This window comes from Caballeronia sp. Lep1P3 (assembly GCF_022879595.1).
Lineage (GTDB): Bacteria > Pseudomonadota > Gammaproteobacteria > Burkholderiales > Burkholderiaceae > Caballeronia.
In genome coordinates, this window is record NZ_CP084265.1 from 2832257 (window position 1) to 2857866 (window position 25610).

The following is a 25610-nucleotide window of genomic DNA, read 5'->3' on the forward strand; positions in this document are numbered from 1 at the left end:
CGCGACAGCCTGCGCCCGGCGGCGCGCGTCATTCGAGCGCGACGCGTGTCGCCTGCAGAGCGAGCAGCAGCCATTGGCCGTCGGTCTGAACGTGAATGGCCGTGTAAGCGATTGGAAACAGCAGCGCGCCGTTCTTCGATTCCATCTCGATCAGCACGCGTCCCGCGACGAGGCAACCGTCGCGGCCGGCTGGAATCACGTCCTGCGACTGGATCTCGATCTGGCGGTAGCGGCGGCGGCCCGCCGTGATGGCGTCGATGAACTGACGCTTGGTTTCGCGCTTGCCGTTGGTGTGGACGTAGCTGACGTTCTCGGCCAGCAACGCTTCGAGCGTCGCGCCGTCGCCTTCCACCATCGCACGGAAACGGTCGCGCTCGAGGCCGCGGATGGCCTCCAGGGTCTTTGCCGGCATCTGTCGGTTCCCCTTGCGTCGAGGAACCGATGCGCCGGCGCCTCGTCAGAAGTTGTATTGCAGATATAGCTGGCTGAAATTTATACCAGGATTGGGCTCTTTGATACTCGCGTTCGAGAGATGCTGGAAGCGGAATCCGGCCTGATAATTCTGTTTCTCGCCGAAGATCGCGCCGACGCCGACCATGTCCGCGAACTGGAACGCCGACGACACCGTGAAGTTCTCGGTGATGCGCGCGTGCGAAAGCAGCCGCACGCCCACGCCCGCCTCGACGAACGGCCGGATATAGCCGGAACTCTTCACGAAGCGCAGGACCGGCGTGACGCCGAATTCCCAGACGTTCGGATTGACCGCGTTGCTTTCCTTCGTGTGCCAATAGGCGACGTGGCCTTCGCCAAGCAACGTGAAGTGGAACCCGCCGATCTCCCACCACGTCAGATCCGGGTCCCAGACGACGCCGAGGTCGGCTTTCTTGAAGTCGTGGTTCGCCACGCCGCCGGCTATCTGGAGGCCGAAGCGGTCGGCGTGCGCCGCCGCCGAAGCGAGGCCGAGCGAAAGCGCAATTGCGCCGCGAGACAACAAACTGCGCCAGAGAGCTTTGTTTTTCTGCATGAGCGCCCCATTTATGGGTTGTGTTGCACGTCCGCCGAGCGGTGGTTCGGCGCATTGTATTTCGACTGACAGATATTTGCACAATCGCCCTTTCTCGACGCATTTAATTGAATTATTGCGCGCCGCCACGAACAAAACGGTAATTCGTTCGAATTTATCGGGCACTTCGGTAAGTTCGACATCATCGACCGCGCTTCGCGCCTATCAATCTCACAAAGTCGATAGCTTTGTGGGAACTCTCACATTTCGTTGCCCTCTAACACTTAGCACTCACTTGACGGGAGTGCTAATATCGTGACTGGCCTGTTGTCGCCGTTCGGCAGCAGGCGATACGTTGAAAAGGAGCTTATGAGCGTGACCAATGCGATGACCCTTCCGAATGTTGTAGGCGCGGCACCTGCCAAGGCATCTTCGGCAGGCGCGCTGACGTACGCACAGTCGTCGATGCTGACCGGTCAGATCGGCAACATCGATTCCTATATACAAGCAGTGAACCGCATTCCGATGCTGTCGCCGGCAGAGGAACGTCAGTACGCCACCGAATATCGCGAACACGGCAGCCTGTACGCGGCGCAGCAACTGGTGCTGTCGCACCTGCGTCTCGTCGTGTCGATCGCCCGCAATTATCTGGGCTACGGCCTGCCGCACGCGGACCTGATCCAGGAAGGCAATATCGGTCTGATGAAGGCCGTGAAGCGCTTCGACCCGGAGCAAAACGTGCGCCTCGTGTCCTACGCGATGCACTGGATCAAGGCCGAGATTCACGAGTACATCCTGCGCAACTGGCGCATGGTGAAGGTCGCGACGACCAAGGCGCAGCGCAAGCTGTTCTTCAACCTGCGCAGCCACAAGACCGGTCACGCGGCGTTCACGCCGGGCGAGATCGAAGGTCTCGCGAGCGAGCTGAACGTGAAGCGCGAGGAAGTCGCGGAGATGGAAACGCGTCTGTCCGGCGGCGACATCGCGCTGGAAGGCCAGGTCGAGGACGGCGAGGAAGCGTTCGCGCCTATCGCCTATCTCGCGGACTCGCATAACGAGCCGACGAACGTGATCGCCTCGCGCCAGTTCGACAAGCTGCAAAGCGACGGCCTCTCGACCGCGCTCGAATCGCTCGACGAACGCAGCCGCCGCATCATCAAGGCGCGCTGGCTGGATGTCGAAGACGACGGCTCGGGCGGCAAGACGCTGCACGAACTGGCCGACGAATTCGGCGTGTCGGCGGAGCGCATTCGCCAGATCGAGGCGAGCGCGATGAAGAAGATGCGCACCGCGCTGCACGACTACGCGTAACGCTTCAGGCAAGACTTAGCAGGAACCTTCGAGCCCCGCTGTCGAAAGACAGCGGGGTTTTTCTTTGCCCGCCGCGTGCGGAAAAGAAAAACGGCGCCCGAAGGCGCCGTTTCTGCATGAACGACCGCTCGGCCGGATCAGGCCGGCATCGGTGCCGCGCCGCCGCCGTTGCCGGACAGCCGCGTGGCCATCTGAGCCGCATAACGCTGCGCCGCCGAACCCACGACGATGTGGAACGTATCCGCCGATACCCACGCCACATCCAGTTGCGACAGGCGCTGCTTATCGACCGCCGAAGGGTCGCGCACGACCACGCGCAGGCGCGTCTGCGCCACGGCATCGAGGGAAGCGACGTTCGTCGCGCCGCCGAAAACGGCGAGCCAGCGCAGCGGGTCCGGATCGAGCGGGCCGGCGGTCTGATCGACGGCGCCTGCCGCCGCCACCGTGGGCTGCGCCGGAGCCGACGAAGCCGGCGTCGCGCCGCGCGTCGACGAATGCTCGAGTTCGCCGCGAATTTCATCGGCGATCAAGTCCGCTTCCGGTCCGATGATGACCTGCACGTTCGTCTTGCCGCGCTTGAGCACGCCGCGCGCGCCGATAGTCTTCAACTGCGGCTCGGACACGGCGTCGGTATCCGCCACCGAAAGACGCAGACGCGTGGTGCAGGCATCGACGAGCGTCAGGTTCGACGCGCCGCCCAGCGCCGCGATGTACTTCGCCGCGCGCGTGTTCGCCGCTGCCGGCGCGTAACCACCGGCAACGCCCGGAACACCGACCGGCGTGGCGTCGGTTTGCGCGTCGGTGGTGGCCGGCTCGCGGCCCGGCGTCGCCATGTTGAACTTGCGGATGAAGAAGCGGAACAGGCCGTAATACACGATGCCGTACACGAGACCGATCGGAATCGCGAGCCAGCCGCGCTGCGACAAGCCGTAGTTCAGCACGTAGTCGATCGCGCCCGCCGAGAACGTGAAGCCCAGGTGAATGCCGAGCGCCGAGCAGATCGCGAGCGACAGGCCCGTCAGCACCGCGTGAATGCCGTACAGCACCGGCGCGAGGAACATGAAGCTGTATTCGATCGGCTCGGTCACGCCCGTCAGGAACGCGGTCAGCGCCATCGAGAACAGCAGGCCGCCGACGACCGCGCGGCGCTCCTTCGGCGCTTCGTGGAACATCGCGAGGCATGCGGCCGGCAAGCCGAACATCATGATCGGGAAGAAGCCGGTCATGAAGCCGCCCGCCGTCTTGTCGCCGGCGAAGAAGCGATGCAGGTCGCCGTGCACGACCGCGCCGCCGTCCGGAGGCGTGAACGAGCCGAACACGAACCACGCGAGCGAATTGATGATGTGATGCAGGCCCGTCACGAGCAGAATCCGGTTCAGCACGCCGAACACGAACGTGCCGATCGCGCCGGCAGTGGTGAGCCAGGTGCCGGCTGCGTCGATGGCCGCCTGAATCGGCTGCCAGACGTAGCCGAACACGATGCCGAGCACGAGACACACGACGCCCGTGACGATCGGCACGAAACGCTTACCGCCGAAGAACGCCAGATATTCGGGCAGCTTGATGTCTTTGTAGCGGTTATAGAGATAGCCCGCGACCATACCGGCGACGATCCCCGACAGCACGCCCATGTTGAGCTTGTCGTTGATGTCCTTCATCACGGCGGTTTCGATCAGATAGCCGATCGCGCCGGCGAGACCCGCCGTGCCGTTGTTGTCCTTCGCGAAGCCGACCGCCACGCCGATCGCGAACAAGAGCGGCAGGTTCGAGAAGATGGCGTCGCCGGCGTCGGCGATCATCTTGATGTTGAAGACATCGGGCTGGCCTAAACGCAGCAGCAGGCCGGCCACCGGCAATACGGCAATCGGCAGCATCAGGGCGCGGCCTAGGCGCTGCATTTTTGCAAACGGGTTGGCGTCCATCGGGTTCTCCAAAAGATATAGGTCTTGTCGTTGCTGCTCGGGGTGGTGTTACGGTTTTGCGTCTCGCCTGCGTGATTAGTCGAGCGGCCAGATTTCGCGGCTGGCCGCCCTGACTGCCTGCGCCGATTCGAGCGCGAGCACGTCTTTCGCGCGCTGACGGCAAAGCTGGTAATCGAGATTGCGCACGCGCGCCTTGATGCTCGGCACGGCGACCGGATCGACCGACAGCTCGGTCACGCCGAGGCCGACGAGCAGCGGCACCGCGAGCGGATCGCCGCCGAGCGCGCCGCAGACGCCGACCCACTTGCCGTGCTTCTCCGCGCCCTGCACCGTCGCCTCGATGAGCCGCAGCACGGCCGGATGCAGGCCGTCGGACTGCGCGGCGAGATCGGGCTGGCAGCGGTCCATCGCGAGCGTGTACTGCGTGAGATCGTTCGTGCCGATCGAGAAGAAATCCGCGTACTTGGCAAGCTGGTCGGCGAGCATCGCGGCGGACGGCACTTCGATCATCACGCCGACTTCGACGGGATCGGTGCGGCCCGCTTCGCGCGCCAGTTCGTCGATGCGCGCGCGCAGGCGTTGCAATTCGCCCGCGTCCGTCACCATCGGCAGAAGAATTCGCACGGCGCCCGCCGGCTTCACGGCGAGCAGGCCGCGCAACTGGTCGTCGAGCAGATCGGGGCGCACCTGCGCGAGGCGGATGCCGCGCAAGCCGAGCGCCGGGTTTTCCTCGGGCGGCAGCGTCAGATAATCGACTTCCTTGTCCGCGCCGACGTCCAGCGTGCGGATGATCGCGCTGCGTCCGGCGAGCGCCTCCACGATCTCCTGATAGCTCGACGCGTGTTCGGCCACGCTCGGCGCGGCCTGGCGGTGAATGAAGAGCAGTTCGGTGCGCAGCAAGCCGACCGCGTCCGCGCCGTTTTCGACGGCGGCTTTCGCGTCGTCGAGCGTCGCGATGTTCGCCGCGATTTCGACGTGGCGGCCATCGCGCGTCGCCGCCGCCTGCTGCGACATCTTGCGGTTGGCCTCGCGCACGCCCGCGAGACGCTCGCGCTCGTGGCGCGCGCGTTCCACGTCGAGTGCGGTCGGCGCGTGTTCGAGCCGGCCCGCCGATGCGTCGACGACCACTTGCGTATCGTCGGGAATCGCATGCAGCGCATCGCCGATCGCGACGAGCGCCGGAATGCCGGTTTGACGCGCGATGATCGCCGCATGCGACGTCCCGCCGCCGCGCGACATCACGATCGCCGTCACGCGCGTGCGGTCGATGGACGCGAGATCGGACGGCGTGAATTCGGTCGCCGCGAGCACGGCTTCGTCCGGCAGCGCGCGCGCCGCCGTGTTCTTGAGCCCGAGCGCGCGCAGCACGCGCTTTTCGATGTCGCGCAGGTCGGCGGCGCGTTCGGCGAGCAGCGCGTCCTTCACGTTGGCGAGCAGCGCGATCTGCGCGCGGATCGCCTCGCGCCACGCGAAGCCCGCGCTCTTGCCGAGGCTGATGAGATCGCGCGCGGCATCGACGAGCGTCGGGTCTTCGAGCAGCACGCGATGCACCGCGAAGATGCCCGCTTCGCCCACCGCGCCGCGCTGCGAAGCGGTCCGCACGGTGTCTTCCAGTTCGGCGTCCACTTGCGCGATCGCGCGGTCGAGCGCACGGCTTTCCGCCGCCGACGCGCCGCTCGCCTGTTCGGGCGGCACGATTTCCTGGTCGTCCCAGCGCACCAGCTTTCCGACCGCGATGCCCGGCGCGGCACAAACGCCCGCGAGCGTGTTCGGCGGCAGCGGCTGTGCCGATGCGCGCGCAGCCGCAACCGGCGCAGGCGACTTTTCGCGCGCGGGCGTCTCTTCCACTTCGCCTTGCGCGGCGCGCAGCAATTCGGTGGCGACGGCATCGACCGCTTCCTGCGCCTGTGCGCCGATGCCGACGAGTTCGATGGTCGCGCCTTCGCCCGCGCCGAGACCCAGCAGGCCGACGACGCTTTCCACCGGCGCCTTGCGGCCTTCGAAGCGCACTTCGACCTTGGCGTCGAGGCCGCGCGCCGCTTCGCGCGCACGCGCCGCCGGGCGCGCATGCAAACCGCCCGAGTGCGCGAGCGTGACGCTGCGCCGCGCTTCGGTCATCACGTTCGACGACGAGCGCGCCGCCTGCGCCGCCGCGCCGTCTTTCGCGCGCAGCACCAGCATGCGCGCGCCCGCCTTGAGCACGCCGCGGCCGGGGCGCTCGGCGACATCGAACGCATCGCCGTTGGCGACCGCGATCACCGAGACGAGGCTCGGCGCGTTCTGGGCGACGAAGTCGGCGTTGAATTCGATGAGCGGGTCGCCCGCGCGCACGCTCGCGCCCTGCTCGACCATCGGCGCAAAGCCCTTGCCGCCAAGCTCGACGGTGTCGATGCCGATGTGCACGAGAATTTCCGCGCCCTCCGCCGTGCGCAGCGTGACCGCGTGATGCGTGCGCGCGAGATGCGTAACGGTGCCGTCGCACGGAGAAAGCAGCACGTTATCGAGCGGATCGATGCCGATGCCGTCGCCGAACATGCCCTCGGCGAACACGGGGTCGGGCACGTCGGCGAGCGGCACGACGGGGCCGGTAAACGGAGCGAGCAGAACGATATCGCTCGGGTTATCGGTGGAATGGTTCAACAGGGACTCCTCGGCGCGACGCATCGGCTTTCTCACTCAATGGGTTTCGGTGACCTTGTTCAGGTGGCGCGGCGAGTCGGGATTGCGCCCGCGCGCGGCGGCCAGACCCGCGGCCATCACATAGAACGAAAGGATCGCGGCGATCGGATCGAGCGCCGGGTGATCGGTGGCGACGAGCGGCAGGTCGGCATCGGACACGTCGTCCGGGGCGGCGAGCAGCACGCGGGCGCCCCGCGCGCGCATGTCGGCGGCGAGCTGCACGAGACCCGCCTGCTCCGGTCCGCGCGGCGCGAATACGAGCAGCGGATAGTCGCGGTCGATGATTTCCATCGGCCCATGACGCACTTCCGCGCTAGAAAACGCCTCGGCCTGAATGCCCGACGTTTCCTTCAGCTTGAGCGCGGCTTCCTGCGCGATGGCGAGCCCGAGCCCGCGCCCGACGACGATCATGCGATCGACGCCCTTCAGTTCATCGACGGCGCGCGTCCAGTCGAGCTTGCCCGCGGCGCGCAGCGCGTCCGGCAGCGTCGTGAGCGCGTTGAGCAGTTCGACGTCGCGCTGAACGTGCGCGATCACGATGGCCGAAAGCGATAGCATCGCGATATAGCTTTTAGTCGCGGCAACCGAGAGTTCCGGCCCGGCGAGCAGCGGCAGGAAGTATTCGCACGCGTTTTCCAGCGGCGAACCCGCGACGTTGACGGCGGCGACGGTGAACGCGCCCGCTTCGCGCAGCGCCTGCATCGTGCCGACGAGATCGGGACTCTTGCCCGACTGCGAGAACGCGACGGCAAGCTGCCCCGACACGCGCAGCGGCGCCTGTTGCAACGTGGCCACCGACATCGGCAGCGACGCGACGGGCACGCCGATGCGGCTCATCGTCAGGCTTGCGAAGTAACTGGCGGCGTGATCCGAACTGCCGCGCGCGACCGTCAGCGCGACATGGCGCGGCTGCTCGGCGAGCTTCACGGCGAGCGCTTCGATGCGCGAGGTATCGGCGAGTTGCGCCGCGACGACATCCGCGGACTCCAGCGCCTCATTGAGCATATTCGACAATCGATTCTCCTTCGACATAAGTTGCGGTCAGCGCGAAATCCCGGTCGAGCACGACGAGATCGGCCCACGCGCCGCGCGCGATGCGGCCGCGGTCTTCGAGCCCGAGGTAGTCGGCGGGATAGCGCGACAGGCGATTCGAAATGTCCGCGAGCGCAATGCCCAGCGAGACGAGGTTGCGCAGCGCCTGATCCATCGTGAGCGTGCTGCCGGCGAGCGTGCCGTCCGCGAGGCGCACGCCGCCCATGCACTTGGTGACGTGCTGGCTGCCGAGGCGGTATTCGCCGTCGGGCATGCCCGCCGCCGACGTGCTGTCGGTGACGACGTAAAGACGCGGAATGGCGCGCATCGCGGCGCGAATGGCGCCGGGGTGAACGTGCAGCAGGTCGGGAATCAGTTCGGCGTACTCTGCATGCGCGAGCGCCGCGCCGACCATGCCGGGATCGCGATGATGCAGCGGCGACATCGCGTTGAAGAGATGCGTGAAGCCGCGCGCGCCGTGCTTGAGCGCGTTCACGGCGTCGTCGTAAGTGCCGAGCGAATGGCCTAGCTGCACGCGCACGCCGCGCGCGGCCAGGTCCGCGATGATGTCGAGGTGTCCCGAAATTTCCGGCGCGATGGTCACGACGCGGATCGGCGCGAGTTCCAGGTACTTGAGCACTTCGTCGCGCACGGCGACGGCGGCGGCGTCCGGCTGCGCGCCGAGCTTGCCCGGATTGATGTACGGGCCTTCGAGATGCACGCCCAGCACGCGCGCGCCGCATGCGGCACGGCGCTTCGCCTGTTCGCCCAGACCGGCGACGACCTGCATCAGTTCGTCGCGCGGCGCGGTCATCGTGGTGGCGAGCAGGCTCGTCGTGCCGTGCTTCGCGTGCTCGCGCGCGACGGTGTCGGCCGAGTCGCCGCCTTCCATGATGTCGCGGCCGCCGCCGCCGTGGACATGAAGATCGATGAAGCCGGGCAGGATGTACGGCGCGTCGTTCGTCGACGGATCGGCAATGTGGCCCTCGAGCGCCGTCACGCGGCCGTTCTCGAAGCGCACGGAGCCGTGAATCCAGCCGTCGTTCGTCAGTATGTTTCCTTTCAGCATGAAGTTCTCGGGGAAGTAGGCAATGCGTGATGAGGCTCGGGCGATCCGCGCCATGCTGCGAGCAGGTGGCCGCGCGTGATCCGGTGCGCGGCCTGCGGACGGCTTGTCTGGTCCTCTCGTTCTCTTTTTGCTCTCTTCTGATGAGCCTCGTTCAAGGCGCAGAAACGTCAGGAGGCGTCTTGTCGATGCAGCTTCGCGCTCGGCAACAGGTGGCCGTCCGCTGAATTGCACGGGACTTTCCGACGCGCGATGGCCGTTCCGGCGACCGACCGGCGCTGCTGGCTGGTGTGCGGACGCCGCCGCGTTGCCAGGAATGCGCGCGTTAGTGATTGCCGGGATGAGCCGCCCACACGACTCGCCCCGAAAGCGGAACCCAGCTCCTTACCTCGCGCTTCGGACAGCATCAGCAAATTCGCACGAAATGCGTCCCGGGCATCGACGTGGAGCCCATTATATAACCAACATAATACCAGTCAACGCGGCGCGGCCGGACCGTCGCCCGTCGGATTTCATGCTCACAATCAATAAGTTACAAGTCGATCAGCAAGTAATCTTGGAAGAGTTCCCACATCCGGACTTACCCGCATAAGCCGCCGATGTAACCAGTGCGTCCGCCATGCATTCACGCATCCGCATTCGGGCATTCTCGCATTCGCACGACCGTGCTTTCTTTGGCACAATGCGCCGTTAGTTCGGAATCGAAACTAATTCAATTAAAAACAAATTTTTGAGAGAGCAAACGCAGATGGGCTGTTTTGATCCGAGTCGGGCCTTCGAAGCGGTGCGACGCTTCAACCGGTTTTACGCGCGCCACGCGGGCGCCTTCCACGAACGACTTCACAAGAGTCACTTTTCGCTGACCGAAGTCCGCATTCTTCACGAGCTGGCGCATGAACGCGCGCTGACCGCTGCCGACTTGTCGCGAAACCTGGGGCTCGATACCGGCTATCTCAGCCGGCTCATCACGAACTTCCAGAAGCTCGGGCTCATCGTGCGGCGCAAGAACGAATCGGACGGCCGCGCTCATTTGCTGACCGTGACGCAAGAGGCCCGCGCTCAGGTCGACGAACTCGATCTGCACGTCTCGTCTGAAACCGCCTCGCTGCTCAATCGTCTCGCGCCCGGCGAAATCGAGCAGTTGTCCCTGGCAATGGCCGATATCGAACGCCTGTTGTCGCCGCGTTTCCACGAAGTCGGCACGCGCCTGCGCAGCCCGCGGTGTGGCGATTTCGGCTGGATCATCGAGCGTCACGCGCATCTCGACATCGGGGAAGGCGCGAGCCTGTCGAACGAGGCCTACGCGGCCACGGTCATCGCGCGCTTTCTCGGCGCCCTGCAGAGCAATACGCCGCGTATCGCGTGCTGGGTGGCGGAGCACGACGGCAATGCCCGCGTCGGCGCGGCGCTGCTCACGGCGGCATCGGAGAGTCAGGCGTGCATCGAACTGCTGTTCGTCGAGCCGGGCGCGCGCCGCCGCGGCCTCGGCGAGCGGCTCGTTGCGGCGTGCATGAACTTCGCGCAGGGCGCGGGATACGAAAGCGTCGTCTGCCGGCTCGACGAAGCGCGCGAAGACCTGTGCGGTCTCTTCATGCGTACGGGCTTCAAGGCGCAGCAGGCGAATGACGCGGGCGTCGTCTGGGAGCGCGAGCTGCGGCGCATCTACGCGGACTGAGACGGGCAAAAAAACGGCGTCCGCACGGGACGCCGTATTGCGATCAGTCGCTCTGGCCGCTTAGAACGAAGGGACCACCGATCCCTTGAACTGCGTCTTGATGAACTGGCGCACGTCTTCGGACTGATACGCCGCGACGAGTTTCTTCACCCACGGCTGGTCCTTGTCCTTCGCGCGCACGGCGATCAGGTTCGCATACGGGCTATGCACGTCTTCCAGCGCGATGGCGTCCTTCGTCGGCTGAAGGCCGGCCGCGAGCGCAAAGTTCGTGTTGATGGCGGCGGCATCGACGTCAGCGAGCGTGCGCGGAAGCTGCGCGGCGTCGAGTTCGACGAGCTTGATCTTCTTCGGATTCTCCGCCACGTCGAGCGCGGTCGCATTGTTGCCATTGGTGCCCGCGCCGGCCTTCAGCTTAATCACGCCTTGCGATTGCAACAGCAGCAGCGCGCGGTTTTCATTCGACGGATCGTTCGGCACCGCGACCTTCGCGCCCTGCGGCAGGTCCTTGAGCGACTTCAGCTTCTTCGAGTACACGCCGAGCGGCGAAATGTACGTCAGGCCAGCGGTGAAGATCTTGTATCCGCGCTGCTTGACCTGGCTGTCGAGGTAAGGCTGATGCTGGAAGCTGTTCGCATCGAGGTCGCCGGCGTCGAGCGCGGCGTTCGGCTGCACGTAGTCGTTGAACTCGATCACCTTCACATTGAGGCCTTCACGCTTGGCCACCTTCTGCACGACTTCCCAGATTTGAGCGTCGGGGCCGCTGATCGTGCCGACCTTGATGACCTTGTCGTCGGCATGAGCCGAGAAGCTCGTGACGAACGCGGCCGACGCGACGACGGCGGCCAGGGCTTTAAGCAAGTTTCTGCGCTGCATGGTCTTCCTGTTTCAAAAGCAATGACTGCGGGATAACTGATACGACTTCGGCCCGCGTGACAGACCGAGGGCGCGAATGTTCGCACGGAGCCGGTGCAGGTGGAAATACAGTTTGCTCATGTCAATATCCGCGCGTGGCGAGGCTAGAATGGCCGAACGAACCGACTCCGCGGACGGCACTCATGTACGTGATCAATCTCCGTTACACCGGCGCGCTCGCCGAAATAGACGATGCGCTCGACGCGCACCGCGCCTTCCTCGAACGCTATTTCGCGGCGGGCGTCTTCGTGATGGCCGGGCCGAAGGTGCCGCGCGACGGCGGCATCATCATCGCGTCGGGCATCGATCGCGCGCGGCTCGACGAGATCATCGCCGAGGACCCGTTTGCCCGTCAGCAGTTGGCGCACTACGACATCACAGAGTTCAAGGCCACGCGTCTCGCGCCAGGAATGACTCTGCCCGTGCCAGCGGAGTTCTGAGCGGGCAGTCGGTGCCGCCCGCGAATCAGTCGATGAGCAGCTTGAGATCGTGGACCCACGGGTCGACGCCTTGTCCGTCGCGCGCGAAAAGGCGCAGCTTGCCGTCCTTGTCGAAGACGTAGCTGGCGGCGGTGTGATCCATCGTGTAGTCGCCGGGCGTCTTGCCCGCCGCCTTCGCGTAGTACACGCGAAAGTCCTTTGCGACCTTCTGAAGCTCGGCGTCGTTGGCCGGGCGCAGCCCGATGTATGTCGGGTTGAACGCCGACACGTACTGGCCGAGCAGTTGCGGCGTATCGCGCGCCGGATCGACCGTGACCATCAGCACTTGCACGTCCTTCGACTTGTCGCCCAATTGCTGCATCGCCTGCGAGAGTTCGGCGAGCGTCGTCGGGCAGACATCCGGACAGTGCGTATAGCCGAAAAACAGCACGACGGCCTTGCCCTTGAAGTCGGCGAGCGTGCGCGTTTTGCCGGACGTATCGGGCAGGGAGAAATCGCTGCCGAACTGCTTGTTGCCGGTGATGTCGAGATTCTTGAAATCCGGGGCTTTCTCGCACGCGGACAACAGCGCCGCGCAGACGAGAAGCGCGAACCACCGGCGAAGAGTGCCCGTCATGCGCCGATCACCGTGCGAACGTAGTGATCGACGAGCAGCGCGCCGAAGAGCAGCGACAGATACACGATCGAATAACGGAACGCCCGGCGCGCGAGGGCATCCGAGTAATTGCGGTACAGCTTCCATGCGTAGCCGAGAAACACCGCGCCGAGCGCAACGGCGCATGCGAGATACACGACGCCGCTCATGCCCGAGACGAACGGCATCAACGTGACGGCGAACAGCACGATGGTGTAGAGGAAGATGTTGAGCAGCGTGTACTTCTCGCCGTGCGTGATCGGCAGCATCGGCAGGCCCGCGTTTTCGTAGTCCTTGCGGCGATACAGTGCGAGCGCCCAGAAATGCGGCGGCGTCCACACGAAGATGATGAGCACGAGAATCCACGCGTCGCCGGGAACCGCGCCCGTGACCGCCGCCCATCCGAGCGCGGGCGGCATGGCGCCCGACGCGCCGCCGATCACGATGTTCTGCGGCGTGTACGGCTTGAGCAGCAGCGTATAGATGACCGCGTAACCGACGAACGTCGCGATGGTGAGCCACATCGTCAGCGGATTGGTGAACGTGTAGAGCGTCCACATGCCGATGCCGCCCAGCACGGCCGAGAACGTCAGAATTTGCGCGCTGGTGATTTGCCCGCGCGCGGACGGACGCCACGCGGTGCGGCGCATCTTGGCATCGACCTTTTGCTCGACGAGGCAGTTGATCGCGAACGCGGCGCCCGCGAGCAGCCAGATGCCGATGCCGCCGCCGAGCAGTTTCGTCCACGGCACCATGCCGGGCGTGGACAGGAACATGCCGATGACGGCGCAGAAAACGGCGAGCTGGGTGACGCGCGGCTTGGTCAGCGCAACATACTGCGAGACGCGGCTGCCGAGGGGGGAATTGAGTGTCGTGCTATCCATGGGAATGGGCAATCACGCTGAAACGACGTCGCGTGCAGGGAGCACGGCGCGGCCGGGACGGCTGGAGGAGATTCGAAAGTTTAGCATGACGAGCAGAAGCAAAAGGATGGCCGCCCCGCCGTTGTGCGCGACGGCAATCGGCAGCGGCCATTGCAGGACGATGTTCGAAAGCCCCGTAAGAAACTGGATCACGATGACCGCGAGCACGCCGTTCGCCGGCTTGCGCAGCGACTCGAAGCGGCGAAGTTTCGCCGCGAGCCACAGCAGATACAGCACGACGACGACCGCGAACGTGCGATGCGTCCAGTGGATCGCAACGAGCGCGTCCTGCGAGATCACGTCGCCCTCGCCGGTCATGCCGAGCGCGCGCCAAAGGTGAAAGCCGTGTTCGAAGTTCATCGGCGGAATCCATTGACCGTTGCAAAGCGGGAAGTCCGTGCAGGCGAGTACAGCATAGTTCGTGCTCACCCAGCCGCCGAGCGCGATCTGCACGACGAGCAGCGCCAGCCCGAAGAGCGCGGCGGGCATCCAGCGCGCCGCAGCGGAATCGAGCGAGGGAATCGGCGTCTGACGCGCCGCGAGCCAGCCGAGCGCCGCCAGCAGCGCGAGGCCGAGCAACAGATGCGTCGTCACGATCACCGGCTGTAGCTTCAGCGTGACGGTCCACGCGCCGAACGCGCCTTGCAGGCAGATGAGCAGCAGGATGCCCGTCGGCCACCACGGCGATACGTGCAGCGCGCGACGCCTGATACGCGCGGTCCACGCGATCGCGACCTGCGCAATGATCAGCACGCCGATCGCCATGGCGAAATAGCGGTGCAGCATCTCGATCCACGCCTTGACCATGCTGACGGGGCCGGTCGGCATCGCCTGATACGCGGCGGAAATCTGCGCATGCGCGATGAACGGCGACGACGTGCCGTAGCAGCCGGGCCAGTCGGGGCAACCGAGGCCGGAATCGGTCAGGCGCGTGAAGCCGCCGAACATGATGAGATCGAGCGTCAGGAAGGTCGTGAGCCAGACGAGCTTTCTGAACTTGTTGTCGTCGGCCTTCACCCAGACGAACGAAAGCGGCAACAGCGCAATGCACACGCCGATCAGGCCGAGCTGCAAAAGATACATACCAGACATACTTTTACCTTCGATTTGGCCTTCAGCCGATGCGCGACCACTTCAGCAGCTTCGCCAGGTCCGCGTTGATCTTCTTCGGATCGGGATTCTTGGGAAAACGCATCATCAGATTGCCGTTCGGATCGACGAGGAAGATGTGATCCGTGATCTTGGTGCCGTTCGCGACGGGCAGCCACTCCGCGACGGCGCGCGGATCGGCCATCAACATGCGCGTGTCCGGCTGCGGATATGCGGTCTTGATGACGTCCGTCACCGGCTTGGCATCGGTGCGCAGCCAGACGTTCACGACGCGGTCGCGTTCCGCCGATTGCAGCACACGCACTTGCCGCATGTAGTAGAGGCGCGTCACGCATTGCTCGTCGCAATCTCCGCTATTCACGGTGATCATCAGCCACTTTCCTTCGAGCGATTTCAGCGGCATCGCGCGCCCGTTTTCGTCGGTCACGACGAGTTGCGCCGGAATCGGGCGCTGCGGCTCGATCAGCGTGCCGTAGCTCGTCGTGCCGCCGGCCGGCTTGAACACGTAGTACATCAGATACGAGGCGATCACCGGCGCCGCGCACACGAGCGCGAGCAGCACCAGCATCCAGCGGCCGCTGATCCACGAGCCTTTCGAAGGCGTGCGTTGGCGCGTGGGCGTCTTGTCGGCGGCGGTCGTGGGGCGTTGAGGTTGCATCAGAGTTTCTTTCGGGGTTGGGTCATGCGCGAGCCGTGCTCGGTTCACGCGTGATCGGCGGCTTCGTCGTCGGCGCCGGACGCGTCGGGCTTCTTCGCGGCGCGGCGTGCAGCATAAAGGCCGAAGCCGATGGCGGCGGCGGCCATGCCCCACCACTGCAGCATGTAGCCGTAATTGCGTTCGACGCCCTGAGTCGGCGCGGGCCAGTCGCGCACGAGCCGATCATGCGTGGCGCTCGTCTGCTGAATCACGAACGGCTGGAACGCGAGGCCGGTTTCGGCGGCATAGGCGGGAATGCTCAGGTTCTGCCGGATCTGCTGGTGCGCCGCCGATCCACCCTTGCCGAGCTCGAACGCCTGCGACGGATTCGCGCGGGCGACGCCCTCGATGTCGACGACGCCCTTCGGCGTCTCGTAGGGCTCGATGCCGGTGCGGTCCGCCAGATTGCGCGGCAGCCATCCGCGGTTGACGAGCACGTAGCCGCCGCCTTCGAGTTTAAGCGGCATCACGACGTAGAAACCAGGTTGGTCGTTATACGGACGATTATCGAGGTAGACGACGCGCTCCGGCATGAACTCGCCGCGCGCCATCACGCGATGAAATTCGACGGATTTCAGCGGCATCGGATCGACGCCGACACGCTGCGCCGGCGCGCTCTCCATTGCGACGATGCGCGCGTTGATCGCTTCTTTCTGATGCGCGCGGTCGCGCTGCCAGAAGCCGAGACGCACCGTCACCGCGACGACGACGAGAATCAGAACCGTGGGCCAGAAACGTATCTTCATGCCCGCTTCTGCCGCAAGAAAGAACCCGGCGCCGCGCGCCGCGACGCGTCGAGTGAGATAATGAGACGACTCTTTTCCATACTGCTCAATGCGTTATCCGGGCAACTCGAGCGCCATTGCCGGCTGGTTTCATGCACATTATCGTCGCCATCGCTTTCATCCTCATTCTCGGCAGCCTGGGTTCGGCGCTGTATTTCATGATGACCGACCGCGGCAAAACGAAGCGCATGGTCTGGTCGCTGGCGATGCGCGTCGGGCTGTCGATTTCGCTCTTTTTGTTCATCCTGTTCGCGCACTGGATGGGCTGGATCCAGTCGACCGGCATTCCGCTCGGACGATAACCCGCTCGCGCCGCGTTCAGACGAGACCGATTGTCGCGGCGCCGCGCCTCTCCCGCGCCTCTCCCGTGCATCTCGCACGCCCGAAAGCAAAACGCCGCCCTCGAACGTCGGGGCGGCGTGCTTGGACTCTCGCTCTCGGTCGGCTGCGGGCAAAAGCGCCCGCTGACATCCGCTTACAGCCAGTAGACGACGACGTAAAGCCCGAGCCACACGACGTCGACGAAGTGCCAGTACCACGCGGCGCCTTCGAACGCGAAGTGATGTTCCGGCGTGAAATGCCCGCGAATCAGCCGCACCATCACCACGGCCAGCATCGTGCCGCCGAGGAAGACGTGAAAGCCGTGAAAGCCCGTCAGCAGGAAGAACGTCGAGCCGTACACGCCCGATGCAAGCGTAAGGTTCAGTTCGTTGTACGCGTGGAAATATTCGTAGCCCTGGCAGAACAGGAAGGTCACGCCGAGCAGCACCGTTGCCGCGAGCCAGCCGATCGCCTTCCTGCGATGATCCTCACGCAGCGCGTGGTGCGCCACCGTCAACGTTGCGCCGGAGCTCAAGAGCAGCGCCGTGTTGATGGTCGGCAGGGGCCACGGCACCATCGCGCGGAAGTGCGGGACCAGCGCGGCCGGGCCGTTGTTCGGCCACACGGCGGAGAAGTCCGGCCAGATCAGCTTGTAATCGAGGCTGCCGAGTTCGTGCAGCGCGATGGCGCGCGCGTAGAAGAGCGCACCGAAGAACGCACCGAAGAACATCACTTCGGAGAAGATGAACCAGCTCATGCTCCAGCGGTACGACACATCCACGCGCTTGCCGTACATGCCGCCTTCCGATTCGGAGATGGCGTCGCCAAACCAGTGCCACAGCACGAACAGCAGGAAAAGCAGGCCGATCAGCGTCGTGAACGGCGCGAACGAATGGCCGTTCACCCACGCCGCCAGCGACGACAGCATCACCAGCAAGCCGCACGCAGCCATGATCGGATGCCGTGACGGATGCGGCACGAAATAGTACGGGCTCTCGTTTTGACCGCTCATTGTTGATTCTCCACTTCGATCCAGTTGCTTGAATTGTTGTCTCAGCGCCGCTCGTCTTCCGGCCGCGCTTTCCGTCTATCGCACCACCGCCCGCACGATCACCAGCAGCAGCCCGATGAAGAGCGCAGCACCAATCACGCCCGCCGCGATGAGATGCAGCGGGTTGAGCTGCGCCGCATCGCTTTCGAGGTCCGCGCGGCGCCGTACGCCGAAGAAGGACCAGAACACCGCCTTCAACAGCTTCAGGAAACCGCCCTTGCGCGGCGTCTCGGGGTTCATGGCGCTCACGTTCCGTTGCCAGCCGACTTCGGCGCGTCGAGTTCGAAGAACGTGTACGACAGCGTGATCGTCTTTACGTCCTTCGGCAGCTTCGGATCGACGACGAACACCACCGGCATGCGCTTCGTCTCGTTCGGCGCGAGCGTCTGCTGGGTGAAACAGAAGCATTCGATCTTCTTGAAAAACTCCGTGGCCTGCTTCGGCGCATAGCTCGGAATAGCCTGCGCCTTCACCGTGCGGCTCTGCTGGTTCGTCACCTGATACATCACCGTCATGACTTCGCCCGGATGGATGTCCAGATTCGACTGCTCCGGCTTGAACTGCAGCGGGCCGCGCGCGTTCGCATCGAATTCGATGGAAACGGTCCGGCTCGCATCGACCTGCGTGTTCTTCGCCTCGAGCGCGCCGACGTCGCGCTGCACGAGATTGTTGACGCCCGTGATCTGGCAGATCGCGCGATACATCGGCACGAGCGCGAAGCCGAAGCCGAACATCATCGCCGCGACGACGAATAGCTTCACCAGCATCGACCGGTTGAAGCTCCGGTCGATATGCGTTTGTTCCTGCTGAGTCGACACATTAGCCTCGCGACAACAGGTATTGCCTGACGACGATACCCAGAAAAAAGACGGCGGCGATCAGCATCATGATGAGACCGAGCCGCTTGTTGCCCGCGCGGATTTCCTCGCGGGAGCGTCTTTTCTGTGGATTCGGGTTCATGCTTTCCTGCTTGTGAATCCGTGGAGCTTCTGCGAACAGAAGCCCCACGGAGGAATCGAACCGCTTACTCGACGGTCGGCGGATTTTCGAACGTATGGAACGGCGCCGGGCTCGGCACGGTCCATTCGAGGCCTTCCGCGCCATCCCACGGCTTGTCGCCGGCCCTCTCATGCTCGCCGCCGCCGCGATACGTCGGCAGCGCGACCGCGAACAGGAAGTACACCTGCGAGAGACCGAAACCGAACGCGCCGATGGTCGCCACCTGGTTGAAGTCCGTGAACTGCGCCGGGTAGTCCGCATAGCGGCGCGGCATGCCCGCGAGACCCAGGAAGTGCATCGGGAAGAACGTGACGTTGAAGGTGATCATCGACGCCCAGAAGTGAATCTTTCCGCGCATTTCGTTGTACATCCAGCCCGTCCACTTCGGCGACCAGTAGTACCAGCCCGCGAAGAGCGCGAAGAGCGAACCCGCCACCAGCACGTAGTGGAAGTGCGCGACCACGTAGTACGTGCCGTGCATCTGGATATCGAGCGGCGCCATCGACAGGATCAGCCCCGTAAAGCCGCCCATCGTGAAAACGAACAGGAAGCCGATTGCGAACAGCATCGGCGTCTCGAACGTGAGCGCGCCGCGCCACATCGTCGCCACCCAGTTGAACACCTTCACGCCCGTCGGCACGGCGATCAGCATCGTCGCGTACATGAAGAAGAGCTGGCCCGTCACCGGCATGCCGGTCGCGAACATGTGGTGCGCCCACACCATGAACGACAGAATCGCGATCGATGCGGTTGCGTACACCATCGAGCTGTAGCCGAACAGCGGCTTGCGCGAGAACGCCGGGATCACCTGCGACACGATCCCGAACGCCGGCAAGATCATGATGTACACCTCGGGGTGGCCGAAGAACCAGAAGATGTGCTGGTACATGACCGGATCGCCGCCGCCCGCCGCGTTGAAGAACGACGTGCCGAAGTGACGGTCGAACAGCACCATCGTGATCGCGCCCGCGAGAACCGGCATCACGGCGATCAGCAGATACGCGGTGATGAGCCACGTCCACGCGAACATCGGCATCTTCATGAGCGTCATGCCCGGCGCGCGCATGTTCAGGATCGTCACGACGATGTTGATGCCGCCCATGATCGACGACGCGCCCATGATGTGCACGGCGAAGATCGCGAAGTCCATGCCGGGGCCCATTTGCGTCGACAGCGGCGCGTAGAGCGTCCAGCCCGCGGCGGTTGCGCCGCCCGGCACGAAGAACGAGCCGACGAGCAAGACAGCAGCGACCGGCAGGAGCCAGAAGCTGAAGTTGTTCATCCGCGCGAACGCCATGTCCGATGCGCCGATCTGCAGCGGCACCATCCAGTTCGCGAAGCCGACGAACGCCGGCATGATCGCGCCGAACACCATGATGAGGCCGTGCATGGTCGTCAGCTGATTGAAGAACTCGGGGCGCATGATCTGCAGGCCCGGTTCGAACAGCTCGGCCCGAATGCCGAGCGCCATCACGCCTCCGGAGAGGAACATGATGAACGAGAACAGCAGGTACAGCGTACCGATGTCCTTGTGGTTGGTGGCGAAAAGCCACCGGCGCCAACCATGCGGCAACTCGTGCGCGTGGTCGTCGTGCGCGTGGTCGTGACCCGCGACTACATCGTGTCCGATGCTAGACATGACAATCATCTCCTAAAGCGAATACTCGGGGCACTTGGCTTCTCCTACGTGCTTCTCCGTTGCTCGTCGAGCGAAGGAGAAGGACGCGAGACATGTCAAGCAGCCGGACTGATTTCCACGCGGCGTGCTTCCTTCGCATCCGTGCCGCCCGTCACCGACTCGGGCTTTTTCAATACGATACGTTCTTCCGACACGCCCGCTGCCTTCAGCGCGTCGCGGACGGCTTGCGCGCGCTTCCTGGCAAGGTCGGCGTTGAGGTCGGCGCCGCCCGTTGCATCCGTGAAGCCGGACAGCGCGATCTTCGCGTCCGGATGCGCCTTCACGTAGGCCGCGGCAGCTTGCACTGCGTTGTTTGCGTCGGCGGGCAAGTCGCTCTTGCCCGTCTCGAAGTAGATGCTGGCCGGCAGCGGCGCGGCCTGGGCCGCTTGCCCCGCTTGCTCGCCCGATGCCGCCGCCGGCGCGCTCGCGTCAGCCGCACCCGATGCGCCCGCCGCGCCCGATGCCGCCTCGCCGCCCGCAGCCGCGGTGTGGTCGCCGCCTTCGGGCATCTTGCCGTTGCGCGCATCCGCGACCTGCTTCGGCTGGAGGATGTCGCCCGTGTGGTTGCCCCACGTGTTGCGCTCGTAAGTGATGACCGATGCGATCTCGACGTCGTTGAGCGTCGTCTGCCACGGCGGCATCGCGCCCTTGCCGTGCAGCACGATGTTGACGTGACCCGCGATAGGACCGTTCGCGACCTTGCTGCCGTCGAGCGCCGGGAACTGGCCCGCGCCCTTGCCCGTCGGCTGGTGGCAGACCGCGCAATTCGATGCGTAGATCTGCGCGCCGCGCGTCTTGAGTTCGTCCATCGTGTAAGTCTTGTTGGGATCGTCGGCGGAAGAAGCCATTTTCTTCTTCTGCGCGTCGACCCACTTCGCGTAGTCGTCGGCGGACAGCACTTCCACGACGACCGGCATGTACGCATGCTCCTTGCCGCACAGTTCGGTACAGAAGCCGCGATACGTACCGACCTTCTCCGCCTTGAACCAGGTGTCGCGCACGAAGCCGGGAATCGCATCCTGCTTCACGCCGAACGCCGGCACGTACCACGAGTGAACGACGTCGTTCGCGGTGGTGATGACGCGGATTTTCTTGTCGACCGGCACGACGAGCGGGTTATCGACTTCCTGCAGATACGTGTCCGAGATCGGCGTCTGGCCGTTCACCTGGCTGCGCGGCGTGGAAAGCGTCGAGAGGAAGCTGATGCCTTCGCCCGGGCCCTTCACGTAGTCGTAGCCCCATTTCCACTGGTATCCCGTTACCTTGACAGTGAGATCGGCGTTGGTCGTGTCCTTCATCGCGACGACGGCTTTCGTTGCCGGCAGCGCCATCAGGATGACGATGATGAACGGCACGATCGTCCAGATGATTTCGACCGTGGTGCTTTCGTGGAAGTGCGCGGGCTTGAAACCCTTGGACTTGCGATGCTTCACCACCGAATAGAACATCACCCCGAACACGCCCAGAAAGATGACGGTACAGATGATGAGCATGAAGATATGGAGGCCGTAGAGCTCCTCGGCGATCTTCGTCACTGGCTGCTGGAAGTTGATTTCGTTCACAGCGGGACCGCCAGGACTGTCGTTGACCGCCAGGGCTACGCCGGCGTTGAGCAGTGCGCCTGCCGCCAGCACGCCCGAGAGGGCTCGCTTGATTGTTTTCATAGCATCCTTACCCAAAATTTCCATTCAAACCCTCGACCCCCGTTGCGCATCGCGCCTGCCACGCCAGTTCCTCGTCAAGCGAGGCGTCTCAGTGACGCCTGCAGTTCGGCAGCGAATTGTCTGCGACGATGCTGTGCAAGGTGTTGTCCGACTTTTACCGACTGGCCGCGCGCAACGATCGTAAGCGGCTCTCTCGGCGTCGCGCCCGTTTCGATCCGCACCCAGCGCGGATTGAACTCGAACTGCGTCAATGTTTCGGCGTTCATCTGCTCGATCAACAACCGGTTCTGATACAGCCGGATTCGCTCGTAGTCGACCGCGTGCCGCGCATGGATCAGAAACGCGACGGCCACGACCGTCAGCTCGACTCCGGTGAACGGCAGCACCAGCCAGGCGCCATTCAGGAAAAGCGGCGTCGCGATGCCCAGCGAAAACAGCGCAAGCGACGCATAGAAGCCCATGAACTGACGCGGCGACACCGAGCAGTTGCGTTTCATCAGCCAGTCCTTGATGACCGGCTCGGACTCCGTCAGCGTCTGGCTGACCTGCATCGCCGCCTCCATCAATCCGCACACGCAATTCACACTTTTGCTCGGATTTCGCCCAAATTTGTGTCAGTCCGGGCGACAAACTGACGCATTATAGGCGGGTTGGGTGGCATCCACAAGCAAGGGTCCAAACGTCGCAAAGCCAAGCGGCACAAGCCTCTGCGCCCAATTGACGCACCTTTTCGCGCATGTTCGGCACGCAAATTCATGACATAACACGCGCCCTCTTTACCCCTTTCGCGATTCGCGTCTCCAGCCCTTCACCGGCTTCATTGCCGGCTCCTCTACCGGTTCTTTCTCGGGCCGCGTCCGATATCTTCCAGCCGCACGATTCCGTGTCCCTCGGCATCCGTGCGCGGCACCGCCTTCCACGCGTGGCCATAAATGATTTCGAAGGTCAGCGGGATCGTGCCGTCGTCGCGGCGCAGCGCTTCGAGCGCCCGATGCACCGCGCCGCGCACCGCTTGCGCGTCCGCACGGGCGCCACGCGGTTCGCGCTCGAACGGATACGTGCCCCAGCGCGTGACATCCGCAAGCAGCGATTCCGGCGAGCGATACGTAATGGTCAGCACTTCCTGATCCATCACCGGAATTTCGAAGCCGCTTTCGACGAGCATGTCGCCGAGATCGTGCATATCGACGAAATCGATGGTGTGCGGCATCAACTGCAAGCCCAGCGTGCGCTCGGCTTCGCGGTAGGCCGCGGCCAGCTCGCGCAGCGTGTCGGGGCCGAACGTGCTGAACATCAGCAGGCCGTTCACCTTGAGCACGCGCTGCCATTCCGGAAAGACGAGATCGGGCCGCGAATGCCAGTGCAGCGCGAGATTCGACCACAGCAATTCGAATGCAGCCGATGCGAACGGCAGCGCCGAAAAATCCGCCTGCGCGAGTTGCGGCCCGCGCGCACCGAACGCCTTCGCCAGCGTCGCGGGCAAAAAGCGCCGCCAGCCGGCGCCGGCTTCGCCTTCGGCGGCTTCGGCGTCGCGGGCGCGCGCGAGCATCGCCCCCGAAATATCGACGCCGAGCACCGACGCCTCCGGAAACCTCTCCCGCAGGCGCGCGAGGTCCGCGCCCTGCCCGCATGCCGCATCGAGGACGCGCGCGGGCGTCACCTTGATGTATTCGAGACGCTCGCGCATGCGGTCCGCGATCTCGCGCGGCAGGAACGCGACTTCGTCGAATGCGGCGGCGCGACGGTCGAAGATCTCGCGCAGACGGCGCGGATCATAGGCCGGTCGGCCAGTTTTGGAAGACGTTGGGGACATGACGGTCTGTTCGCGAAGAGTGCGAAGTATACTCGGTCGTCTCGAAATGGGCCGGCGCAACCGGCGCACGCGCCAACGCTTCCGACCTCTCACTCGTCTTCAGCCATGACCGCCTTCGGCCACTTTTTGCAGTTTTCCGCGCGCGCTCGCGGGCTGGCCGGCATGGCAATGCGCGCGCTCGACATCGCGCTGCCGAATCAGTGCGCGCTGTGCGGCAACGTGTCGCAGCACTTGCTGTGCGCCGGCTGCGACGCCCACTACTGGAACGAGCCGCGTTTCCGATGCGCGACGTGCGCGATGCCGCTCGCGCCGCAGTACGTGCGGCGCGAGCGCGAGGACGCGCGCGTGCACTGCGCGGCCTGCCTCGAAGACCCGCCCGCGTTCAACGACACGCTCGCCATCGCCGACTACCGCGCGCCGCTCGATACACTCGCGGTCGAGCTGAAGTTCCGCGCACGCCTCGCGGCCGGCGCCGAATTCGCGCGCCATCTGCACGCGCGCTTCGAAGACAGCGCCCTGCCGATGCCCGACGTCATCGCGCCCGTGCCGCTTTCGCGCAAGCGGCTCCTTTCGCGCGGCTACAACCAGGCGTGGGCGATCGCGCGTCCGCTCGCGCGGCGGCTTCGCGTGCGCGCCGACGCCGCGCTCGTCACGCGCGCGGTGCATACGGCGCCGCAGTCGCGGCTCGATGTCGATACGCGCAGGCGCAATGTCGCGTCGGCGTTCGTCGTGAAGCGCGACGTGCGCGGCAAGCACGTCGGCATCGTCGACGATGTCATGACCTCCGGCGCGACGCTCGATGCCCTCGCGCGCACGCTCAAGCTCGCGGGCGCGCGGCGCGTCACGAACTTCGTCGCGCTGCGTACCCCGAAAGATTAACCACGTCAGTCAGAAAGACCGTCATCCATGTTCAACGTCGTATTGGTCGAACCCGAAATCCCGCCGAATACCGGCAATGTCATCCGCCTGTGCGCGAACACGGGCGCGCGGCTGCATCTGATCGAGCCGCTCGGTTTTCCGCTCGACGACGCGAAGATGCGCCGCGCCGGTCTCGACTATCACGAGTACGCCGAAATGACCGTGCATGCCAACTGGGATGCGTTCGTCGCGAAGGAAGCGCCCGACGCGGCGCGCATGTTCGCGTTCACGACGCGCGGCTCGACGCCGTTCTTCGACCATGCGTTTCGGCCCGGCGACTGGTTCGTGTTCGGCGCGGAAACGCGCGGCCTGGCGCCCGACGTGCTGGAACGCTTTCCGACAGAACAGCGCGTGCGTCTGCCGATGCGTCCCGGCAATCGGAGCCTGAATCTGTCGAATACGGTGGCAATCGTGACGTTCGAAGCGTGGCGTCAGTCGGGCTTCGAAGGCGGCGCCTGAGCAGCGAGTTCGGCGCGGTAGCGCGCGAGCATGTCGTCGCTAAAGCACGCGAAGATCACATGCTCGATGAAAGGCGCGGCGTGAAGCGCGCCGATGACGGTCGATACCGCGATCTTCACCGCGTCGTCGACGGGAAAGCGATAAATGCCGCAACTGATCGCCGGGAACGCGATCGACGTGCAGCCGGCTTCCTGCGCGAGTTCGAGCGAGCGCCGGTAGCAGCGCGCGAGCAATTGCGCTTCGTTGCGCTTGCCCCCGCCCCATCGCGGGCCGACCGCGTGGATCACATGCTTCGCGGGAAGACCGTGGCCGCCGGTGATTTTCGCGTCGCCGGTTTCGCAGCCGCCGAGCGTCTCGCATTCGCGCAGCAGACCTTTGCCCGCTCTGCGATGAATCGCGCCGTCGACACCGCCGCCGCCGAGCAGCGACTTGTTCGCCGCATTCACGATGGCGTCCACTTCGAGCGTGGTGATATCGGCACGTCGCGCTTCGAGCTTCGCCATCCCGCACCTCGTGGA

General features: G+C 64.6%; 27 protein-coding genes. 6 read left to right on the top strand and 21 right to left on the bottom strand.

Annotated elements, in window-relative coordinates; translation table 11 throughout:
• Nucleotides 1-28: 28 nt before the first annotated feature.
• Both LDZ27_RS13250 and LDZ27_RS13255 read right to left on the bottom strand, forming a co-directional pair.
• Nucleotides 29-412: a nuclear transport factor 2 family protein gene (locus tag LDZ27_RS13250; RefSeq protein WP_244814524.1), complete on the bottom strand. Its 384-nt coding sequence runs from the start codon at nt 410-412 to the stop codon at nt 29-31.
• Nucleotides 413-457: 45 nt separating this feature from the next.
• Complete coding sequence (locus LDZ27_RS13255; RefSeq protein ID WP_244814525.1) at nt 458-1024, bottom strand: acyloxyacyl hydrolase; 567 nt, start codon at nt 1022-1024, stop codon at nt 458-460.
• Between the two features lie 354 nt (nt 1025-1378).
• On the opposite strand from LDZ27_RS13255, the gene rpoH reads away from it, so the two are divergent.
• Nucleotides 1379-2314: an RNA polymerase sigma factor RpoH gene (gene rpoH / locus LDZ27_RS13260; protein ID WP_244816145.1), complete on the top strand. Its 936-nt coding sequence runs from the start codon at nt 1379-1381 to the stop codon at nt 2312-2314.
• 137 nt (nt 2315-2451) lie between these two features.
• Here the strand turns inward: rpoH and nagE are convergent, their stop codons facing one another.
• The 4 genes from nagE to nagA all read right to left on the bottom strand — a co-directional run bounded on the left by nagE (nt 2452) and on the right by nagA (nt 9016).
• The gene (nagE, locus tag LDZ27_RS13265; RefSeq protein ID WP_244814526.1) at nt 2452-4236 is read right to left on the bottom strand and encodes an N-acetylglucosamine-specific PTS transporter subunit IIBC; all 1785 of its coding nucleotides are present in this window, start codon (nt 4234-4236) and stop codon (nt 2452-2454) included.
• 75 nt (nt 4237-4311) lie between these two features.
• Nucleotides 4312-6900 (bottom strand): phosphoenolpyruvate--protein phosphotransferase, encoded by a 2589-nt coding sequence (gene ptsP, locus LDZ27_RS13270; protein ID WP_244816146.1) that lies wholly within the window; start codon nt 6898-6900, stop codon nt 4312-4314.
• Nucleotides 6901-6912: 12 nt separating this feature from the next.
• Nucleotides 6913-7920: an SIS domain-containing protein gene (locus tag LDZ27_RS13275; protein ID WP_244816147.1), complete on the bottom strand. Its 1008-nt coding sequence runs from the start codon at nt 7918-7920 to the stop codon at nt 6913-6915.
• On the bottom strand, nt 7910-9016 hold the full coding sequence (gene nagA / locus LDZ27_RS13280) for an N-acetylglucosamine-6-phosphate deacetylase (protein WP_244814527.1): 1107 nt from the start codon (nt 9014-9016) through the stop codon (nt 7910-7912). The genes LDZ27_RS13275 and nagA overlap by 11 nt, the downstream gene beginning before the upstream one ends.
• A 745-nt stretch (nt 9017-9761) precedes the next feature.
• On the opposite strand from nagA, the gene LDZ27_RS13285 reads away from it, so the two are divergent.
• Nucleotides 9762-10688 carry a bifunctional helix-turn-helix transcriptional regulator/GNAT family N-acetyltransferase gene (locus tag LDZ27_RS13285; RefSeq protein ID WP_244814528.1) on the top strand — a complete coding sequence of 309 codons (927 nt, stop codon included), beginning with the start codon at nt 9762-9764 and terminating at the stop codon, nt 10686-10688.
• 60 nt (nt 10689-10748) lie between these two features.
• Here LDZ27_RS13285 and LDZ27_RS13290 read toward each other — a convergent pair whose 3' ends face one another.
• Nucleotides 10749-11561, bottom strand: a complete 813-nt coding sequence (locus LDZ27_RS13290; RefSeq protein ID WP_244814529.1) for a MetQ/NlpA family ABC transporter substrate-binding protein — start codon at nt 11559-11561, stop codon at nt 10749-10751.
• 182 nt (nt 11562-11743) lie between these two features.
• Here LDZ27_RS13290 and LDZ27_RS13295 point away from each other — a divergent pair, with 182 nt between their 5' ends.
• Nucleotides 11744-12040: a YciI family protein gene (locus tag LDZ27_RS13295; RefSeq protein ID WP_244814530.1), complete on the top strand. Its 297-nt coding sequence runs from the start codon at nt 11744-11746 to the stop codon at nt 12038-12040.
• A gap of 25 nt (nt 12041-12065) precedes the next feature.
• Here LDZ27_RS13295 and LDZ27_RS13300 read toward each other — a convergent pair whose 3' ends face one another.
• From LDZ27_RS13300 to LDZ27_RS13320, 5 genes are read right to left on the bottom strand one after another with little or no spacing between them, the layout of a single operon-like run.
• Nucleotides 12066-12656, bottom strand: a complete 591-nt coding sequence (locus tag LDZ27_RS13300; protein WP_244814531.1) for an SCO family protein — start codon at nt 12654-12656, stop codon at nt 12066-12068.
• Nucleotides 12653-13558 (bottom strand): heme o synthase, encoded by a 906-nt coding sequence (gene cyoE, locus LDZ27_RS13305; protein ID WP_244814532.1) that lies wholly within the window; start codon nt 13556-13558, stop codon nt 12653-12655. The genes LDZ27_RS13300 and cyoE overlap by 4 nt, the downstream gene beginning before the upstream one ends.
• Before the next feature lie 12 nt (nt 13559-13570).
• Nucleotides 13571-14680 (bottom strand): heme A synthase, encoded by a 1110-nt coding sequence (locus tag LDZ27_RS13310; protein WP_244816148.1) that lies wholly within the window; start codon nt 14678-14680, stop codon nt 13571-13573.
• 31 nt (nt 14681-14711) lie between these two features.
• Entirely contained in the window at nt 14712-15365 is a 654-nt protein-coding gene (locus LDZ27_RS13315; protein ID WP_244814533.1) for a cytochrome C oxidase subunit I, read from the bottom strand.
• 44 nt (nt 15366-15409) lie between these two features.
• On the bottom strand, nt 15410-16150 hold the full coding sequence (locus tag LDZ27_RS13320; protein WP_244814534.1) for an SURF1 family protein: 741 nt from the start codon (nt 16148-16150) through the stop codon (nt 15410-15412).
• Nucleotides 16151-16281: 131 nt separating this feature from the next.
• Between LDZ27_RS13320 and LDZ27_RS13325 the strand changes: the two genes are divergently transcribed.
• Nucleotides 16282-16491 (top strand): twin transmembrane helix small protein, encoded by a 210-nt coding sequence (locus tag LDZ27_RS13325; protein ID WP_035961831.1) that lies wholly within the window; start codon nt 16282-16284, stop codon nt 16489-16491.
• A gap of 173 nt (nt 16492-16664) precedes the next feature.
• Here the strand turns inward: LDZ27_RS13325 and LDZ27_RS13330 are convergent, their stop codons facing one another.
• From LDZ27_RS13330 to LDZ27_RS13365, 8 genes are all read right to left on the bottom strand, one after another.
• Nucleotides 16665-17522 (bottom strand): cytochrome c oxidase subunit 3, encoded by an 858-nt coding sequence (locus LDZ27_RS13330; protein WP_244814535.1) that lies wholly within the window; start codon nt 17520-17522, stop codon nt 16665-16667.
• 75 nt (nt 17523-17597) lie between these two features.
• Nucleotides 17598-17801 (bottom strand): DUF2970 domain-containing protein, encoded by a 204-nt coding sequence (locus LDZ27_RS13335; RefSeq protein ID WP_244814536.1) that lies wholly within the window; start codon nt 17799-17801, stop codon nt 17598-17600.
• 5 nt (nt 17802-17806) lie between these two features.
• Nucleotides 17807-18328 (bottom strand): cytochrome c oxidase assembly protein, encoded by a 522-nt coding sequence (locus tag LDZ27_RS13340; protein WP_244816149.1) that lies wholly within the window; start codon nt 18326-18328, stop codon nt 17807-17809.
• 52 nt (nt 18329-18380) lie between these two features.
• Nucleotides 18381-18521, bottom strand: coding sequence for a cytochrome oxidase small assembly protein (locus tag LDZ27_RS13345; protein WP_244814537.1), 141 nt, complete (start codon nt 18519-18521; stop codon nt 18381-18383).
• Between the two features lie 64 nt (nt 18522-18585).
• Nucleotides 18586-20199, bottom strand: coding sequence for a cytochrome c oxidase subunit I (gene ctaD / locus LDZ27_RS13350; RefSeq protein WP_244814538.1), 1614 nt, complete (start codon nt 20197-20199; stop codon nt 18586-18588).
• A 95-nt stretch (nt 20200-20294) separates the two neighbouring features.
• Nucleotides 20295-21926 (bottom strand): cytochrome c oxidase subunit II, encoded by a 1632-nt coding sequence (gene coxB / locus LDZ27_RS13355; RefSeq protein ID WP_244814539.1) that lies wholly within the window; start codon nt 21924-21926, stop codon nt 20295-20297.
• Between the two features lie 50 nt (nt 21927-21976).
• Complete coding sequence (locus LDZ27_RS13360; protein WP_244814540.1) at nt 21977-22453, bottom strand: DUF2244 domain-containing protein; 477 nt, start codon at nt 22451-22453, stop codon at nt 21977-21979.
• A gap of 281 nt (nt 22454-22734) precedes the next feature.
• Nucleotides 22735-23715, bottom strand: coding sequence for a methyltransferase domain-containing protein (locus LDZ27_RS13365; protein WP_244814541.1), 981 nt, complete (start codon nt 23713-23715; stop codon nt 22735-22737).
• A 105-nt stretch (nt 23716-23820) separates the two neighbouring features.
• Between LDZ27_RS13365 and LDZ27_RS13370 the strand changes: the two genes are divergently transcribed.
• Together LDZ27_RS13370 and trmL are read left to right on the top strand one after the other, a co-directional pair.
• Nucleotides 23821-24594 carry a phosphoribosyltransferase family protein gene (locus tag LDZ27_RS13370; RefSeq protein WP_370653319.1) on the top strand — a complete coding sequence of 258 codons (774 nt, stop codon included), beginning with the start codon at nt 23821-23823 and terminating at the stop codon, nt 24592-24594.
• Between the two features lie 27 nt (nt 24595-24621).
• Nucleotides 24622-25092, top strand: coding sequence for a tRNA (uridine(34)/cytosine(34)/5-carboxymethylaminomethyluridine(34)-2'-O)-methyltransferase TrmL (gene trmL / locus LDZ27_RS13375; RefSeq protein ID WP_244814542.1), 471 nt, complete (start codon nt 24622-24624; stop codon nt 25090-25092).
• Here trmL and LDZ27_RS13380 read toward each other — a convergent pair.
• Nucleotides 25065-25595 (bottom strand): O-acetyl-ADP-ribose deacetylase, encoded by a 531-nt coding sequence (locus tag LDZ27_RS13380; protein WP_244814543.1) that lies wholly within the window; start codon nt 25593-25595, stop codon nt 25065-25067. The two genes, trmL and LDZ27_RS13380, sit on opposite strands and share 28 nt — an antisense overlap.
• Between the last annotated feature and the right edge of the window lie 15 nt (nt 25596-25610).